Origin of the sequence: Psychrobacillus glaciei (assembly GCF_008973485.1) — a bacterium.
Taxonomy (GTDB): Bacteria; Bacillota; Bacilli; order Bacillales_A; family Planococcaceae; genus Psychrobacillus; species Psychrobacillus glaciei.
This window is the reverse complement of the sequence record NZ_CP031223.1, coordinates 2,298,940-2,317,226: the sequence shown is the minus strand read 5'-3', so window position 1 is coordinate 2,317,226 and position 18,287 is coordinate 2,298,940. Positions and strand designations below refer to the sequence as shown.

Annotated in this window: 14 protein-coding genes, 5 pseudogenes and 2 other annotated features; of the genes and pseudogenes, 16 read left to right on the top strand and 3 right to left on the bottom strand. The window is 35.2% G+C overall.

Translation table 11 applies throughout. The annotated features are described in order from the left end of the window. The first annotated feature begins 51 nt into the window (after nt 1–51). Entirely contained in the window at nt 52–600 is a 549-nt protein-coding gene (locus tag PB01_RS10760) for a TetR/AcrR family transcriptional regulator (protein WP_151700206.1), read from the top strand. Nucleotides 601–638: 38 nt separating this feature from the next. Here PB01_RS10760 and PB01_RS10755 read toward each other — a convergent pair whose 3' ends face one another. After that, nucleotides 639–800, bottom strand: coding sequence for a hypothetical protein (locus tag PB01_RS10755; RefSeq protein ID WP_225986012.1), 162 nt, complete (start codon nt 798–800; stop codon nt 639–641). A gap of 504 nt (nt 801–1,304) precedes the next feature. Here PB01_RS10755 and PB01_RS10750 point away from each other — a divergent pair. From PB01_RS10750 to PB01_RS10720, 8 genes are all read left to right on the top strand, one after another. Next, nucleotides 1,305–1,613 carry a hypothetical protein gene (locus PB01_RS10750; protein ID WP_225986011.1) on the top strand — a complete coding sequence of 103 codons (309 nt, stop codon included), beginning with the start codon at nt 1,305–1,307 and terminating at the stop codon, nt 1,611–1,613. A gap of 1,273 nt (nt 1,614–2,886) precedes the next feature. Beyond that, nucleotides 2,887–3,447, top strand: coding sequence for a GNAT family N-acetyltransferase (locus tag PB01_RS10745; RefSeq protein WP_151700203.1), 561 nt, complete (start codon nt 2,887–2,889; stop codon nt 3,445–3,447). Between the two features lie 191 nt (nt 3,448–3,638). Continuing rightward, nucleotides 3,639–3,881, top strand: a complete 243-nt coding sequence (locus PB01_RS21405) for a hypothetical protein (RefSeq protein WP_225986010.1) — start codon at nt 3,639–3,641, stop codon at nt 3,879–3,881. Between the two features lie 18 nt (nt 3,882–3,899). After that, nucleotides 3,900–4,535, top strand: a complete 636-nt coding sequence (locus PB01_RS10740; protein ID WP_225986268.1) for a serine hydrolase domain-containing protein — start codon at nt 3,900–3,902, stop codon at nt 4,533–4,535. 189 nt (nt 4,536–4,724) lie between these two features. Then, nucleotides 4,725–5,270, top strand: coding sequence for a hypothetical protein (locus tag PB01_RS10735; protein ID WP_151700202.1), 546 nt, complete (start codon nt 4,725–4,727; stop codon nt 5,268–5,270). A 180-nt stretch (nt 5,271–5,450) separates the two neighbouring features. Continuing rightward, entirely contained in the window at nt 5,451–6,905 is a 1,455-nt protein-coding gene (locus PB01_RS10730; RefSeq protein ID WP_151700201.1) for a beta propeller repeat protein, read from the top strand. A gap of 185 nt (nt 6,906–7,090) precedes the next feature. Then, complete coding sequence (locus PB01_RS10725; RefSeq protein ID WP_151700200.1) at nt 7,091–7,579, top strand: TetR/AcrR family transcriptional regulator; 489 nt, start codon at nt 7,091–7,093, stop codon at nt 7,577–7,579. Between the two features lie 168 nt (nt 7,580–7,747). Next, on the top strand, nt 7,748–8,965 hold the full coding sequence (locus PB01_RS10720) for an MFS transporter (RefSeq protein ID WP_151700199.1): 1,218 nt from the start codon (nt 7,748–7,750) through the stop codon (nt 8,963–8,965). 184 nt (nt 8,966–9,149) lie between these two features. On the opposite strand, the pseudogene PB01_RS10715 reads toward PB01_RS10720, so the two are convergent. Then, a pseudogene (locus tag PB01_RS10715) lies at nt 9,150–9,841 on the bottom strand (tyrosine-type recombinase/integrase). Between the two features lie 862 nt (nt 9,842–10,703). Between PB01_RS10715 and PB01_RS10710 the strand changes: the two are divergent. From PB01_RS10710 to PB01_RS10700, 3 genes and pseudogenes are all read left to right on the top strand, one after another. Beyond that, a complete protein-coding gene (locus PB01_RS10710; protein ID WP_151700198.1) occupies nt 10,704–11,183 on the top strand; it encodes a hypothetical protein in 480 nt (159 codons plus the stop codon). Between the two features lie 57 nt (nt 11,184–11,240). Beyond that, nucleotides 11,241–11,570: pseudogene (locus PB01_RS10705) on the top strand (lipid II flippase family protein); the annotation flags it as partial. Between the two features lie 921 nt (nt 11,571–12,491). Beyond that, nucleotides 12,492–13,337: an aldo/keto reductase gene (locus PB01_RS10700; RefSeq protein WP_151700197.1), complete on the top strand. Its 846-nt coding sequence runs from the start codon at nt 12,492–12,494 to the stop codon at nt 13,335–13,337. Between the two features lie 52 nt (nt 13,338–13,389). Here the strand turns inward: PB01_RS10700 and PB01_RS10695 are convergent, their stop codons facing one another. Continuing rightward, the gene (locus PB01_RS10695; protein ID WP_151700196.1) at nt 13,390–13,776 is read right to left on the bottom strand and encodes a winged helix-turn-helix transcriptional regulator; all 387 of its coding nucleotides are present in this window, start codon (nt 13,774–13,776) and stop codon (nt 13,390–13,392) included. 111 nt (nt 13,777–13,887) lie between these two features. On the opposite strand from PB01_RS10695, the gene PB01_RS10690 reads away from it, so the two are divergent. From PB01_RS10690 to PB01_RS10675, 4 genes and pseudogenes are all read left to right on the top strand, one after another. Then, nucleotides 13,888–15,084 carry an MFS transporter gene (locus PB01_RS10690; protein ID WP_151700195.1) on the top strand — a complete coding sequence of 399 codons (1,197 nt, stop codon included), beginning with the start codon at nt 13,888–13,890 and terminating at the stop codon, nt 15,082–15,084. 48 nt (nt 15,085–15,132) lie between these two features. Further along, nucleotides 15,133–15,369: a binding site (T-box leader), on the top strand. A gap of 185 nt (nt 15,370–15,554) precedes the next feature. Further along, nucleotides 15,555–15,774 (top strand) — a binding site (T-box leader). A gap of 51 nt (nt 15,775–15,825) precedes the next feature. Beyond that, a pseudogene (locus PB01_RS10685) lies at nt 15,826–17,155 on the top strand (amino acid permease). Nucleotides 17,156–17,310: 155 nt separating this feature from the next. Further along, nucleotides 17,311–17,780, top strand: a pseudogene (locus tag PB01_RS10680) (aldo/keto reductase); the annotation flags it as partial. Between the two features lies 1 nt (nt 17,781). Beyond that, nucleotides 17,782–18,198 (top strand): annotated as a pseudogene (locus tag PB01_RS10675) (SRPBCC family protein). The last annotated feature ends 89 nt before the right edge of the window (nt 18,199–18,287 follow it).

Genomic DNA, 18,287 nt, shown 5'->3' with positions numbered 1-18,287 from the left:
TCGTATATACGACATTTGAGGAGAAATGTCGAAAAAGTCAGGAGAGCGAACATGGAAAAACCAATAGACCCACGCATTGTACGAACACGCCAATTGATTATGGATGCATTTATGCAATTGGTAGTTGAAAAGGATTTTAAAGATATTACGATTAAAGATATTACATCGCGCGCAACTGTAAACCGTGCTACATTTTATTATCATTTCTTTGATAAGTATGACTTGTTAGAGAAGGTGTTAGCAGAGAACGTCTTAAAAGGGGTACTCACGAATGTCAATTCACATGATGCGTTAACTCCGGAATCGATGAAAAATATTTTCACGAGTATTTTACAATTTCAAATTGGACTTGCAAATCAATGTGCGCGTAGCTACGAGGCATTTACACCAAAAATCGAAACGACAGTGAAAGAGGAGCTTGCACGTATTTTTAGAGACTTTTTAAAGGATCAGCATCCGGACTGGCCATTTGAAAAAGTAGATTTACAAAGCATTATGCTGAGCTGGTCTTTGTATGGCATGTCCACTAAATATGTGAAATCAGGTGAAATACCAACGGAAGAAATGATTCATCTATTATTTGAAAAGTTAATGGATTAAATAAAACGACCTTTGTGAATTTGCAAAGGTCGATTTATTTATGCTAATAAGTGCTGTAATGCTTCTTTTACTGTAGCCGGTTTGCGAACAAGTAACATTTCTAAGTCAGATGAATCGTTTACTAAATTACCTTCACGGGTGCTCATTTGTGTCATCGCAAGCATATCTGCTAGTTGCTCTGGTACATTGCCTTTTAACATCTCACCAAATGTTGCGTCATTTATGTGCATCAAACGATAGTAAATAATGCTTAAAAGATAAAAACAACCTTTCCACCTAGGTTGTTTTTGTTTTTATAGGTATGCGTATTTTAAATTGAGTTACAAGTGTGACACTTCGCTTGGTTTATAGAGTTTGTGAAAGAATACACTTAAACTAACGGGTGCTTTACTTCAATAAGGAGTAGAGCTTTTTTTACTAAAGGAGTAGTTTAGTTCAATGGCAGAAAATGGATTTTTGTTAATTAAAATGGGAAATTCACTTAAAAACTGGAACCTTTATTCGTTTCGAACGTATGAAATGTTAAATAACTAATTGGATTTCATGTCTAATTAAAACATTAAGGAGGAGTAGCTATTCCTAAGATTAATAAGAAATTTTTAGCGTTATTAATTTATTTTTCTTTGATAACAATACTTCTATTTTTAACAATGAAAACCAACTTCAATTTGACTGGTTATAAGTACTACTTGGATGAAGAATCGTTGGTGTTAACGATTGAAGAGGGTTTTGTAAAAAAAGAAATGTACAATGTGCAAGATACTGTCATTCAAGCATTAAAAGTAATGTCACCAATTAACAAAGCAAATGAAATGTGGATGCTTACTATTTATATACTTTCGCTTTTTATATCAGTCTTTTTTGTATTATCTTTTAAACCTTTGAGACCTAGAAAAAAGGTGAAATTGTATGTTGCAGTATATTTTTTATTTCTTATCACCTTTATTATTTGGGATTTTTACGTTCACAAAGAAATTATAGAGGAAATATCAAATGCACTAAATAGTTTATAAAGATAGAATGACCTTTGTTTTAAAGTTCAAGGGGTTTCGAACTACCATGAAAATTAATTCCTTCAAGAAAAGGAAAATGACAACACTTAAAAAGACCCCTCCTTAATCGTTAAAAAAAAGAGGAGATCGCACATTAAGAAGCCTATGGTTTTCGGTGGACTACTAGTATTGACTCCTCTAACCATTTTCATTCTCTGTGGTGAAGCGCTGGTTTTTGCGCTTCATGAATGGCTAACGGGGACTTTACTTCCAGAAGGAGTAAAGCCTTTTTGCTTGTTGAACTAACGCAGCAGTTTAGTTGTGCGAAATGTTCCTAGTTTAAATAGAGGATGGTTATTACATCTCTCTGGTAAAGGCTAGGCAATTCCTTATGGAATTGAAGGATTATATCGAAGAATCAAATGAAGGGGTAACGCCCTGAAGGGTTCTCTCTTAGTCGAGTAGCACTGATTTAGTAAGAATGACGGTGTTATAAGCTCGGTGAAAAGGCGTGAGAAACTACCGTAACAGTTCGGCTGACGAAAGCCTACTCGATGGAGTGGTGTAGTTCATGATGCTTGAGTTGAATGAATATGGTGAGAATGCGAATAAACCTAAAAGAAAAGGTTAAGCTGACGAACTTCTGAATGTACGGGTCTAGAACTGCGATACATAGAAATGTGTATGTCACCAAATTGTGAGGTTAGATGTGGGTGAGTAAGACTAACTAATATGAAAATCCATGATACGTTAGAGGCGTATGAATGCTAACAGGCTTACAGGAAGCACCTAAGTTCATTCTATAATAGATATAATTCAACGTTGTAAGCTGATAACGTGGAGGGCTTACTCCCAACGAAACGTTGGCAAGGAAAATAATTATAATATTAGTAGTTGTATAACTTGTCTTTATATCAGTGAAAGTGGTGGCACAGTACCAGTGAAATGTCTAATCCACATGGAGGGATAGCCACTAGACTAATGAAGAATCATTTATTCATGCAAGGCAAATCATTATCGGTTAATAAGGTTCTCGTGAGACTAATAGAGGTTCACCTCCTACGGGAGGCACCGACTTATTGAAACGGATGAATTGAGACACAGATGGCGTTAATCTACTAATGTGTTAATGATTAAATCGAATTGGATTAGTTGGAACGCCGTATGAAGTGAAAGTTTCATGTACGGTGTGAACAGGGGGAAAAGCTGGCGATAACTTCAAAAGCTTACCTATCTGTATGAATAAGGAAATTAAAATGAATAAGTAATATTCAAACTGAAAAGGGGTGTTGGGGTGAGTCAACTATTATTAGATATTCCATTACAATTAGAAACAGAGAGATTAATACTACGAGCACCAAGACAATCAGGAGACAGCAGTATTGTCAATGAGGCAATAAAAGATTCCTTTATTGAATTAAAGGCTTGGTTGCCATTTGCACAAAAAACTCCAACTGTTGATGAAACGGAAGTAAATTTGAGAATAGCTTACATTAACTTCTTGAAAAGAGAAAGTTTACGTTACCTTATCTTTCGTAAAGGAACCAATGATTTTATAGGTATAATAAGCTTCGAGGGAATAAACTGGGACATACCTAAATGTCATATCGGTTACTGGATTAACACAAAATTTAGTGGTAATGGATATATGTTAGAAGCTGTAAAGAATTTAACTGAATTAGGTTTAAATCAAATTAAATTTAAAAGAATTGAAATTAAATGTGAATCCACAAATATAAAGAGCCGTTCTATTCCAGAAAAATTAGGATATGAGTTAGAAGGGACATTAAAGAAGGATGATTTATCAGCAGATGGCAATAGATTAACTGATACTTGTCTATACGCCATAGTATAAAAATATGTCACATTTTGAACAATCGTTCTTAAAGTAACGGAGGCGTTAGTTTAAGATAAGTGAGCTGCATAGACGGCTCTTTTTTCTTATTCAACTAACGCAGCAGTTTAGTGGAATAAGATATATTGGATTTGAGATTATAAAAAAGAAAAAATATATTGGATTAATATATGAGGGGGATTCCTAGGCGAATGAAATCCTTAACCGAATTTGAAAATATACTAAAAAAAGACAAAGTTGATAGTGTTCTTGTCCAGAGGAATAATGCTGTGTTATTTGAATACCATCGAAACAAAAAAATGAAAGAAAAACAACATAAAATATATTCTGTCACAAAAAGCATATTATCAGCAGTGATCGGGATTGCGATAGACAAAGGGTATATCGAAAATGTTAATACACCAATAATTAATTTCTTTCCGGAATTTAATTAAGATGAAGAGAATCAGAAAATCACAATCAAGCACTTGCTGACAATGACTTCAGGGTTACACTGGCCTGGTAATAGTGGTATGATACCCAGCAAAAATTGGGTGAATTTTGTACTTCAGCAATCCATTGATAATCCCCCTGGAAATGAAATGGTCTACAGTTGCGGTTCTTCACAATTGTTAAGCGCAATCCTACAAAAGACTACTGGATTAAATACAGAAGTCTTCGCTAAAAAGCATTTATTTACGCCTCTAGGAATAACAGATTATAAGTGGAACTTTGATGCACAAGGTATAGCCATTGGTGGATTCGGATTAACAATGAAAACGGCCGACATGTTAAAAATTGGTACGTTATATTTGAATAATGGAAGATGGAAATCCAAACAAATTGTACCCATTCATTGGATTAAGGAATCTACAAGTCCCAATGTCAAAAGTAATGATACTTTTTCATACGCATATCACTGGTGGAATAAACAATTCGACAATCAAGTAGGTAGGATTTTTTTTGCGTATGGACGTGAGGGACAGTATATTATTGTCGCACCTGATTATCAATTGGTAACGGTTTTCATAAGCGGTATTAAAGATGAGACAACAAGACCTTTGAATTATTTTAAGGTTTATCTAATGCATTATGGCGACAGTCAGTAAGTGCTTTTTCAGACTTCATTAGCTTAGTATCTAATAATTGACTCTTTTTTAATTCGCCTAACGGGTGCTTTAATTCAATAAGGAGTAAAGCCTTTTTTACTAACGGGCAGTAGAGTTGAAGAACAAATATGTTAGCAAATCAATCAGATAATGGGAATATTGTGTTTTGTTTTTTAGGGGGGGGATTTTATGTCTAAGAAATTAAAAATTATCTCTATAACAGCTATTTTATTAGGGATTATTTTTATAAATTTAGCATTAAAAGATGATGTTCAGGAAATTAAAAAGGTTATGTACTCATTAAATCAACCAATGACAAACATTGCTCATATTGAATTTTTGGATAACAATCAAGCAATTGCTTTTTATGAATGGGGTAATCATCAAGATTTATTTTTTGGGAGTGCTCTCTTTAAGAAAAACCTATTTGGATGGAAGCTTGTTACAAGCTTCGCTGGTGGACTATCCCATGAACATAAATTAGATTGGGGTATTTCAAACTTAGAATCTAGCTTTTATGGTTATACTGATTTAATTAGGGGGAAAATACTTGATCCTCAAATAGAAGAAGTAAACATTAAAACTGATGGTGGAAACGAATTTAAAGCCAACATCATTGAATATGGCGATGACCAAAAGTTTTGGTTTTTAGTTACTGATGGAGAAGATCTAATAGGCACTACTATTACAGGTTTGTCTTCAGACGGTAAAATAATTGAACAGATAATACAGTGAATTTAATTTTCTTATTCAACTAAAGCAACGGGTTAGTGGAGGAAGGCCTTTCTGATAAAAGGAGTATTTTGTTTGTTATATTTGATCTAAGAGGATAATAACGAAGTATTTACTCCATCCTAAATAGGCACATTAATCCAATGATTAATGTGCCTATTTAGTTATGGGATGGTGGTAATTTTGAGTTTCTTAAAAACAATATCTTGTTTTTTAGTAATTTTTTTAATTTTTGTAAATTTGATTGGTCGTGAAGCAATCGCTTCAGATGGTGAAATTACGCTAAAAGAAGCCATTAACATTGGATTCCAGCGAGCAAAAGAGTGGAATGTGAACGCAACACTTACAAAAGTAACAAGTGTGGATGAAACTATGGGAGGCTCGAGAGGAGAAGCAGGGAAACGTTTTAATTGGACTTTGTTCTTTGTAGTTCCAGGTACAGATGATTATGTACTAATTGGCATCTCAGAAAAGCAAATTTGGTTGTTTAGACCAGATAAGCAATCTCAGGATCGAACAATACCCTACGATGAGATCAAATTGGATAGCTCTGATGTTCTCCAACTAGCAAAGGATAAATACGGACTAAAACAAGGAGAAGATTGGGCAACAGGATATCATTTTACACTTGATAGTATCGATGGTAAACCCATTCTAAAAGTGTTTGGAAATGATCGAGATAATCGTTTTACTTCAATTTCATTCAATGCCCAAAACGGAGATGTGGTCAGTGCCAATCATAAATTACCATACGGTGGTGGATTACTATCCATACGTAATGGTACCGATAACCTAACAAAAATAGGGATGGCAATTACGGGAGTTGTCGCTGGAAACAACAATTTAGTGGTATGGGGAGACAAAAAGCCAACACAATTTAGTACAACCAAGCAACCTTTTATTGAATGGAGCCATAACAATGGAGAATCATGGACAGAACTCCCAGTTAATAATTATGTAACAAACGCCTGGTTTGATAAGAATGATCAATTATATGCAGCAACGGAAAAAGATTTATGGACAGGTATTACATCAAAAAGTAAAGGAACGAAAATTCTTTCATTAGACCACATGATTGAGACTATCGATTATTCAATCAATAACCATATAGCTGTGCTATCAAATAGAAAAATTTACTATTCGACAAATCAAGGGGAGAGTTGGGAACAAGCTATTGTTCCTAAACCATTTTATGTGGTCCAAATATCGGATAAGGGTGATTTGATAGGATTAACAGAAGAAAGGAAGATTTTGCAAAAGACAAATGATCGGTGGATCGAAATAACCATGCCGAATAGTAATGATGAACCTTATGATATGAAAGTGATTAACAGTAGGCTATTCATCACCACACAAAGTGGATTTTGGACCCGAAATCTTCAAGAGGAAAATTGGAGAAAAATTCAAGTTGATGAAATAGTAGTTAGACTAATTAAAAAAGGGGAAAAATTATTCGGGATCACAAATAGAGGTGAAGCTATTTATTCCATCAATACTATAGATGAAAGAAAATCTGAAAAAGTGTTTGATGTGGGGGATTCCATCGTTTGGGATGTGGATATCATGGGAGATACGTTATGGATTGCAACCATACCAAATTATTCGTGGGAAGAAATGAAGATTCAACAGAGACGATAAAAATTTCAAGTGTATATCCATGAAAAAATATTGTGAAACATTTCACTTAAACGAACGGGGGCTTTACTTCAATAACGAGTAGAGCCTTTTTTACTATCGCAGCAGGTTAGTTGAAGAACGCTAAATACAAATAATGATTGATTAATCAATCATTATCTGTATTCTGATAATTGAGGTGGTAATTTGTGGCTAATGAAATAAAAAAAAGAACGATTGAAATGAAAAAAGAAAGTGTATTAAAGGCTGCCATTAGACTATTTGCTGAAAAAAATTATGATGCAACAACGATGGCTGAAATTGCCAAAGAGGCTAATGTCAGTTTTGGAAGTGTATCTATTTATTTTGGTAATAAAGAAGAACTCTTTAAGGCATGTATTGAACAACCATTGGAAGAGTTTTCAAAGATTCTGTTGCATTTCGATACAACCCCAGTATCATACAGAGATGAAATTCAAACATTTATCCTAAAGCACTTTGAATGGTTTTCTACTCAAAATGTTTATTTACGATTACTGGTTCAATTAACTGGCCAATATGAACGCTTTTCTGAAGCTTTTAAAATAGTTAATGAGCACACAGAAAAATTAAATGATAAAGTATCTCAGTTAATAGTAAACGGTCAACAGGCAAATCAACTAGCAAAAGGAAATGCAGAAAAAATAGCTATTTCGTAAGTAAGTTTACTGTTTGGGTTACGTTTATCATATGCGGATGATCCTACACTGGATAAGTGGAATGAATTTGCGGAAATAGCTATACGCTTATTTGGACCGAAATAGTATTTTGGTCTTTTTTCAAAAACAAAAAAATGATTGATTGATCAATTATAATAGGGTGACCTAATGGATATAAGGACATTCAGTTCAGCGATTAGGTTAAGAATAGCACTTCGCTTTTTAACAATTTTCTCAAACACTATGGTAATGCCTTATGTAGTCGTCTTTTTTGTCGAGCAAGTAGGGGCTAAAACGGCAACTTGGATGACGATATGTACTGGTATTTCAGGGATTAATGGTTACTTAATCGGTGGTAAAATGGCTGATCAGTATGGCAGGAAAAAGCTTATTTTAATAGGTGAGTTTTTGACGGGAGCAGGATTTATCATAGTTGCAATCGGCAATATGCCTGTGGATAGCAATCCATATATAAGTTTAATAGGCTTTATTATCATTTTTTTATTTTCAAGTATGGCAAGTCCCGCCTACAGTGGTTTTGTCATTGATGAAACCACAAAAGGAAATCGAAAAAATGTATACACAGCTCTTAAGTGGACAGCGTATTTATCTTTCGCTTTGGGGAGCTTAACAGGAGGATTTCTCTTTAACCAATTTGCAACAATATTATTTGTAGTTGTAGCGTGCAGTTCGTTTCTCTCCTTTGCATGTGTATTGATTTGGATAGAAGACAAGTATCGAAGCACACTTGAAAGAACAGTAACGCCAGAAATCAAAGGTAAAACAAAGCATTCCACATTGAAGGTTTATAGAGTGATGCTTAGGGACCCAGTATTTATTTCCCTAGCATATGTTACTTTGACTGTTGCATTAATGGATGAACAATTATCGTATTACTTAAGTATTCGTTACGTTAGCTTATTCGAAGCTGAAGGCTATACAATATTAGGGTTCTTACGTACTGAAAATACACTATTAGCAGTAGGGCTTACTATATTTATCACAAGATTTCTTAAGAAGATGAGTGATATAAATGCTTTAATCACTGAATCGATGATTTTCTTTATTGGCTATATCTTATTAAGTATAAGTGAGATTTCGAACATCTTATTTCTAGGAATGGCTATCGTAACGATAGGTGAAATTATCTTTATACCATCAACTCAAGCAATCACCGCAGAAATTATCCCAGATGAATTCCGAAGTACATATTCAGGGGTTTTGGGGGTTGTTTCAACTGTAGGAGGCTTACTAGCTTCTCTCTTTATTTTACTAACGGATTATTTTCCGCCAGTAGGATTTACTATTATATACACAGGTATTGGTATGTTCACTTTAATGGTTGTTTTAAATCTTAAAAAGACAAATAAAATAGAAGTTCAATAAGAAAAATAGGTATTGTGTTTTCATCCTTAATAGAACTTCTTCAACTACCATGGAAGAACGTAATTTTCTTGAATATTTTGTGGTGAAGCAGGGCTTCATGGATGGCTAACGAGTGCTTTAGTCAGTAAGAGCAACGTCTTTTAAGACGTTGCTACTTTTACATTTATAAATACTTCTGATAATACTATTTCCTTAACCTTCCACTTAATTGAGCGTATATCCTTGTGGTTACACTTTTCTCATGCCCCATTAGTCTTTGTATGATTTCAATAGGAGCTCCATTATACAACAAATGAGTTGCAAAGCTGTGTCTAAGTTGGTGTGGATGAATCTCTTTGATAATTTCAGCACGATTGGAAATCCGCTTGATGATGTATCTCATTTGGGCGACACTCATATTATGTGGCTGCCTTGCTGTTACAAATATGGCGGGATTATTATCATTACGACTTTCAATATAACGTTTAAGCCAGATGTCGCAACATATATTAAAATAAACTTCCCTCTCCTTGTCACCTTTCCCATTAACAATTGCGGATTGATTGTACCAATTAATAGGGTTCTTTTCTAAAGCAACTATTTCTCCAATTCGACAACTGGTAGAAAACATGAATTCGAAAATCGCTTTTTCCATTGGGGAATGACAGGATTCACGAAGGTGTTCGATCTCCCGTTCGGTTAAATACTTGGGTATACGCTTCCCTATCTTGGGCTCTTTAATTTTGGAAGTTGGATTCTTACTCAGATATCCTTCTTCATGAGACCAACAAAAAATGATTTCATAAAGCGGATTCGATGTGCAAGACTGGCTGGTTTTAAGTGCTTGCCGGATATTGCAAGATATTCCTTTAGTTGATTTGTAACCAGCAATTCCATCTCTACATCCTTAAAATAACCAATTAGTAGCAAAGACTGTAACTAGTATGCCTTCAACGTTTGCGAAGAAAAGCCCTCTATCCGTTTATCCGCTTCAAACGAAGACCATGCTATTGACAGTAACAATTCCATACCCCCTAAAATAGTAATATTAAAGGGATTATTGCCAACTTAATAGAACTATAGACATAATGCGTGATTTTACTAACGGGGCAGGTGTGCGGCCGAGCCTAGGTCGTATCATATAGCGGGTGGAGTTCCCGTCGAGAAAGAACTAGCCATTCACTCGTAGCGAGTCTTGGAGGGCTAATGGTACCGGTAGCCTTTATGTGTAGATAGTTAGGTGGCGGGCCGAAAGATTGAGCTCCATAATGTTAGTAAATCGAGAGGGCTGATGCCTTAAGCACAGCAGAAAGCTACATTTTATCCATCGTTAAAGGCAAGAAGGATAAAACCTCTCTGGAGTCAGAGACCTTGGCACGTCACACATGGATATGATACGGCAACTCGGGAGGCCCTACCGGTCTTTTCTTCTTATAGAAGAGTATGGTGTACAAGCGATACTAAGCAAGGAAACCAAATGCCGATGTAGGGAGTCGGATAGCAGAATAAGCAAATCTGATCAAAAGAGATTAGGTACATCTTGTGAATGGTGACTTGGAGGAGCCGTGTGCGTAAATAGCGCAAGCACGGTTCTGTGAAGGGGGAGGAACACAATCTACCGCAAGTAGAAAGGTTCCCTTCTACTCGACTAGTTGAACAAGGAACTTTTTGATTGAATAGAGAATATTACTTTAGAAAACCATAATTAGGGGAGAAACTATTAAACGGTAATTTCATTTCGGTATTGAGGAGAAATTATATGAAAAAGAAAACTGTAATTTGGTTTACAATTCCGCTCTTGTTGATAGGGTTTGTAATAGTTAAGTGGAATTATATTTCACATTCTATTGAATGGAAATTGAATTGGATGTTTGAGGCCCCTCTACCAAGTAAAATGGAAACAGTATTTAATACAAGATATGGGTTCCCAAATGAGGGGGAAAGCTTCTTTGTGCTTAGTTACAGGTCTATTGAAAATAAGTTAATGGAGAAAGATGGTTGGATACCTATTAATAGTGAATCCTTTGATACAGTTTCAAACCTTTTAAAAAGGTTTCAAAAAAATGTGGCTAATATAAACAAAGACTCGCAGAATTTTAATAGATTATTTCATGAGAATCCAGTGATTTATAATAATAATGATAGATACTTTTATAAATTAGAAGAAGATAATAGCTACATACTTGCGATTTCAAATACAAAAGAACGTAAACTGTTTGTAATGGAGTGGATTCAATAGTTGAAGAGGATATTGGGTTCTTATGATGCAAAAGAGGTGATAAAATTGGATAATAAAAAGGGATTACTACTATTTTGTTCAATATTGATTACAGCAATTTATACAATTGGAGTTTTATCTGCACTATATGCAGCTTTGCTTGCACCTGAACGAGCAACAACTGCTGTTATGGCATCGGGTTTAATAAATGGTATAGCTACAATCTTACTAATTGTATTTATTGACCCCAAAATTTCAATCCTAGCGGATGATGTAATCAACAAAAAAGGGAATTATGTCACATAAAAAAGTGCCTCTATTATGATGGTAACATCAAGATTGTTAGGAACACTTTTAGCACAGGTATTATTCATTCCAGGTGCAAAGTATATTGCTTGGTTTACATAATTCCTTATGTAGTTTAATATCTTCTGAAATCATAAAATAAGATTGTGAAATAATGTACTTAAACTACCATGGAAGAACGTAATTTTCTTGCATATTTTGTGGTGAAGCAGGGCTTCATGGATGGCTAGCGGTTGCATTAGGAGAACATGGTTGTCAGGAGGCAGACTTTATGTTTTTATTCAACTAAAGGAGGTTAGTTGAACAAGGAATAATGAATAAACATGATTAAGTAATCAGATCATGAAATAAGGGTTATATAATGGATAAAAAGGAACTTTTAAACTTGTTCATTTTCAACGAAAGTCTTTAAATCGCTTATATTATTTATACTCTTCAAACAACTCCTGTTTCCAACTATGAATTGCGTAATTTTCTTGTGAGAATATTTTCTCTAAATAGATTTCCATCGTTTCTATCCATTCATGTCCCAACGTTCTCATGATGGATTATTTAACGCAAATAACTAACAGTACTTATAACAGCCAAAACCCCTATTCAACAGGATTTTGGCTGTTTTTATTTTTCCTTTTGCTTAAGAAAAGAAGGATTAACACAAAAACGACTGATAATTGAGCAAATAGGGAAAGGCAAATGAAGTTTAAGCTGTTTTCAAACGAGTTGAGCCTGAATCAAGGGTTTTTGAGGAAACTATGGACTAAGAAAACTTGATTTGACGAATTGTATTTCCGCCATTTTTTATGCATATATCGATATAGCTTCGGTGCTCCATTTCAAATCCTTGTTCCTCGCAAAATTCTAACTTAACTTTTTTTAAAAAAACTTTATCCGCAAAACGATTGATAACACACAATAGGAACCTCTGTGTTTCTATGAAACAAAAAAGTGCGTACTTTTTTTAATACATAAAAGGCTACATAATAAAAAAGCAATGAAATACCAACACCAATGGAGGACTAAATAATGATTAATAGTTTACAAGATACAATTAAATTAAACAACGGGATAGAAATGCCAGGCTTTGGCCTTGGTGTGTTCCAAGTAGAAAACGATGCAACAGCAGAAATTGTAAAAAATTCGATTGAAGTTGGCTACCGTAGCATTGATACAGCTGCTATTTACGGGAATGAAGCGGGAGTTGGTGAGGGTATTAAACAAGCACTAGTATCTACTGGTTTAAAACGTGAGGATTTATTTATTACATCTAAAGTATGGAATGCTGATTTAAGTTATGACGAAACAGTTGCAGCATATGAAGAAAGTCTACAAAAAATGGAACTAGATTACTTAGATTTATACTTAATTCACTGGCCAGGCATAAATAAATATGCAGAATCTTGGAGAGCACTTGAAGATCTATATACAGCGGGCAAAATCAAAGCAATTGGTGTATGTAACTTTAACGTATCGCATTTACAAGATTTATTGAAAACAGCTCGCGTAATTCCAGTAATTAACCAAGTAGAATTCCACCCACACTTACAACAAGAGGTGTTACTAGCATTCTGTAAAGAGCATAATATGCAATTAGAAGCTTGGGCTCCTTTAATGCAAGGTGGACTTCTGGAAGATCCAACAATTGCTAAAATCGCTGAAAAATACGGTAAATCAAACGCACAAGTTATTTTGCGTTGGGATATTCAAAATGGTGTCGTAACAATTCCTAAGTCAGTACGTAAAGAGCGTATGGTTCAAAATGCAGATATCTTTGATTTCATCCTTACTGATGAAGAACTACAAGTAATTAATGAAATGAACTTAGAAAAACGTGTTGGTCCAGACCCCGCAGAGTTTGATTTTGTCATGTAATTTAGAGACAAAAAGCCTATGGGATTACTTATCCCTAAGGCTTTCTCTATTTTTATAAAGATGGTAGATCAACAGCAATATCTTCATCACGCTGCATGAGAAGAACATCTTCACCATTATCTATTAATTTTTCGATATGATTTTCACCCCAAGTGCAAAGTAAGTGAAGCACAGGCTCCATTTCTTGTCCATATGGTGTTAACGAATATTCAACCTTTGGTGGTACTTGATTGAAAACTTTCCGATTGATTAATCCAGATTGCTCCAATTCTCGTAATTGAGTCGTCAACATTTTTTGTGAAATACCAGGAATTAATCGACGAAACTCATTTGTACGTATTTCGCCATGGTGATTGAGATGACATAAAATAATAGGCTTCCATTTACCTCCAATTACTTCAATTGTGGCCTCAACACCAATATTATAAACTTTTTTCATTGTGAGCCCCCCTGTATTATTCAAAAGTAACTAAAAGTACCCTACAGGCTTCTTTAGTGTATATGAATAATACTATATCTTTTTTTTAAAATCAAAGGAGTTATCAATATCATGAAAAAATCAACAGCACCAAATGCCAAACTAACACTACTTGCACTAGCAATAAGTGCCTTTGGTATTGGATCTACAGAATTTATAAGCGTGGGGCTACTTCCACTAATAACAAACGACTTCGGAATATCCATAAGCACTGCTGGTTTAACAGTATCCATTTATGCACTCGGTGTAACGATTGGAGCCCCACTTTTAACAGTTTTAACATCTAGACTAAATCGAAAAAAGGTTCTATTGCTCGTAATGGCAATTTTTATTGTTGGTAACTTATGGGCTGCTATTGCACCTACGTTCTCGTTGCTACTAATAGGTCGTATTATTTCCGCTTTAGCACATGGTGTATTCATGTCCATTGCTTCTGTAATTGCGGCTGATGTCGTAGCCCCGGATAAACGCGCAAGTGCTATTGCATTTATGTTTACAGGTTTAACTTTGGCAACTGTAACTGGGGTTCCATTAGGGACATTCATCGGCCAAGTAATAGACTGGCGCATTTCATTCATTTTCATTGTAGTAATCGGCGTAATTGGTTTTATTAGCAATGCATTACTCGTGCCAAATAATCTATCAAAGGGGAATCCAATTTCTTTACGTGATATGGGTAAAGTATTGCGTAACTTCCGTATGTTATTAATTCTTTTCATTACAGCAATCGGCTATGGTGGCGTATTTGTAGTTTACACATATGTATCTCCCATTTTAGAAAAATACATGGGATATTCTCCTCAAGCAATCGTCATTATTTTAGTCGTATACGGTATTTTTGTGGCAATAGGTAATACATTAGGTGGACACTTTGCAAACAGTAATCCACTACGTGCTTTATTTTTCATTTTTATAGGACTTGCGTTAGCGTTACTTTGCATTAATTTCTCATTTGATTCACATATTATTGGACTAGTGATGGTCTTTATAATGGGTCTATTCATGTTTATGACTGTACCCGGCTTACAATTGTATGCAGTTCAGCTATCGGAAAAATATGTACCTACTGCTACTGCAATGGCTTCCGCGTTAAATATTTCAGCATTCAATGTCGGAATTTTTATAGGATCTTATGTGGGAGGACTAATTGTGCGTTATCAATCATTAGAATATACGCCTTTATATGGTTTCTTAATGGTTATGGTTGCTACAATCACTACATTAGTGTGGTTAATTTTTGAAAACAAAAGGTTGACAGAATTAAAATAGGTCCTTAAAGTGTGGGATAACAGTTAAAGCTTTTTAAATATAATTTTATGAAACGCAAAGATTAGGGGTAGTAAAAGCTTATTATTTGGTCGAGAGAGCTGCGGGTTGGTGCAACGCACTCCAATAATACTTTGAACTTGCCTAGGAGTGGTAGGGTAAATAGAATGGACGAATTATTCTATTTGCTTTAACGATTAACCTTCGTTACGAGGTTTTAAAGTTGGGGGGTTAATGAAGAACCAATTAGAGTGGTACCGGGGTTTGCTTAAGCATATCGTCTCTTTTTTTCATTTGATGATGAAAGAAGAGATGGTATGCTTTTTTTGATTTTAAGAGGTAAGAAAATGGAAATGAGAAGCAGAAGTATGATGCTTCTCTTTTGAAGGTTATTGTAAATTAAAAGATTGACAGAATTAAAGCAGGCTCATATGATTTTGAACAATAGTTAAAGCTTTAACAATTTAATTTTATGAAACGCAAAGAGTAGGAGTAGTAAAAGTTTATTATTTGGTAAAGAGAGCTGTGGGTTGGTGCAACGCAGTCCAATAATACTTTGAACTTGCCTAGGAGTGGTAGGGTGAAAGGAGTAGATAATCTATTCTATTTGCTTTAACGATTAACCTTCGTTACAAGGTTTTAAGTAGGGTTCATGAAGAACCAATTAGAGTGGTACCGCGGTATGCCTTTTTAATTATAGGAGGTAAGAAAATGGAGAACGACAACTAGAAATTACAGAGAACAATGACCTCACGTCATATTACGATGATGGCACTAGGTGGTGCCATTGGTGCAGGATTATTTAAAGGAAGAAGTGCAGCCATTGATATGGCAGGTCCATCACTACTTATTGCATACTTAATTGGTGGTATTATTCTGTTATTAGTTATGCAAGGTTTAGCAGAAATGGCAGTCCGCAATAGTGATGCAAGAACTTTTAGAGATTTAGTACAATCGATTCTAGGAAAATACCCCTCTTATTTTTTAGATTGGATCTATTGGAAGATGTGGGTTTTAAATATTGCAGCCGAATCGGTGGTTGCGGCTATTTTCATTCAATATTGGTTGCCAGAATATCCGATTTGGATACTAGCATTTTAGGTTTCTATATTAGTTACAGTCGTTAATATATTGTCCGTAAAAGTTTTTGCAGAAACAGAATACTGGCTTGCGGGAATTAAAATTGCCGTTATTGTGGTGTTTATCATAGCTGGATTGGCATTGTTACTTGTAACATTTGGTAATCATACAGCTGTTGGTTTTTCTAACTTAACAGATCACGGAGGGTTCTTACCGAATGGACCAACAGGTTTAATTGCTGCAATGCTAGTTGTGATATATTCTTATGGTGGCACTGAAATTATTGGTATTACGTTAGCTGAAACAAAAAATCCTGAAAAGGCTGTTCCAAAAACTGTTCGCAGTACATTAGTACGAATTATTACCTTTTATTTATTTATTTCCTTTCTTTATTATCGTTAGCTTAATTCCTTGGAATGAAGTAAACGGGGTACCAGAGAGTCCGTTTGTAATGGTATTTAAAATGATTGTGATCCCAGGTGCCGACCATATTATGAATGCAGTTGTTATACTCGCAATTGTTTCATCCATGAACTCTGGCTTATATGGCTCGTCACGCATTCTGTATACACAAGCTGTAGATAGGCGCATTCCTAAAATCTTTGCACATTTATCGAAAAAGAAAGTTCCTGTGTTTGCTATATTGATGTGTACGTTAGCTTTATATACGGGCGTAATCATTTCTTTATTTGCGGGAAGTAAAACCTTTGAATTCCTAATGGGTTCACTAGGGTATACCGTATTATTTATTTGGTTAATCATTGCGATTGCCCATCTGAAATCGCGAAAAATACAGCCAGAAAAAACAAGCACCTATTCAGTAAAATGGTTCCCTTATACAACTTGGGTAGCGATTATTGCTTTAAGTGCAATTCTAGTTGGCATTGTTTACACAACATCTATTATCGTAACAGGTATCACGTTAGCTATTTATATCTTTATTTCGTTAACGTATATCTATAAAGGTCGTTTGCATGAAGATGAAGCTAAATAGAAAATATTCTTAATGCTTTATTAATTGGAATTATAGCGACATGTTTTGCTGTGAGTCACTATTCTAGTTGGTTTATTGGCAATTTATTGAAATTGTTCTTTGCTACTAAATATGTGTCCTACTATATGTCAAATCAAGGATAGGGTACTCCGATTACGATTGAACTCATGTTAGATCTAGAAGAAGCGAAGCCGGATGTATCTATACTAGCTTGTCGCTATACATTAATAGATCATGAGGACGCACTGCAACGAGTGATGCCTACTTCATTAAAAAACAATGTTGTCATCGTTGTCGGTGGTCCGTACAGCTTAGGTATCCTTGCTGGAGGTATCCACACTTTGAGTATCAGAAAGCATCTCCTGAAATCATTTCAAAAGTCGAGAAAATCAAGCTTATTGCACAGCGTCATGGAATTAGCATTAAGGCAGCTGCCTTACAATTTTCGCTGGCTAATCCAGCAGTCGCTGCTGTCATTCCCGGTGCTAGGCGTCCTGAGCAAATCGCAGAAGACCAGGCAGCATTGAATACCGTTATTCCGAACGCATATTGGCAGGAAATGCGTGAACAAAAATTTCTGGCAGCTAATGCACCGCTACACATGAATTCAACAGGGAGTAATTAATATGGCACATGCTACTACAACAATTGAAATACCAGTTTCACCTGATATGTTTGTCAATTAATCGGTGGCTTCGATTCGCTTCCCGATTGGTTACCTTATATACTTAACAGTGAATTAAGCCAAGGTGGGCGCGTACGTCATCTAGCTAATCCTGATGGCGATGCAATCTTAGCGCAATTGGAAGTATTCAACAACAGAGCACTACTATATCTATTCGATTATGAAAGCACAATTTCCGTTCACTAATTATCTATCTACAATCCACGTTTGGGAGATTGACAAGGATAGCCAAACTGCATTAGTAGAGTGGACCGGTAGTTTCACACCTGTAGGGGTTAGTGACGAAGAGGCGATAAATCGATTCCATGGCATCTATGCAGGTGGCTTAAAAGCTTTAAACCAAGATTTTCCGAAATAAATCGTTCAAAAAAAGCTCTAGATTACTTATCTAGAGCTTTTTTTGTACAAACGATTTGCTTTCTCAATATTGCCCCGAATACTACAAGA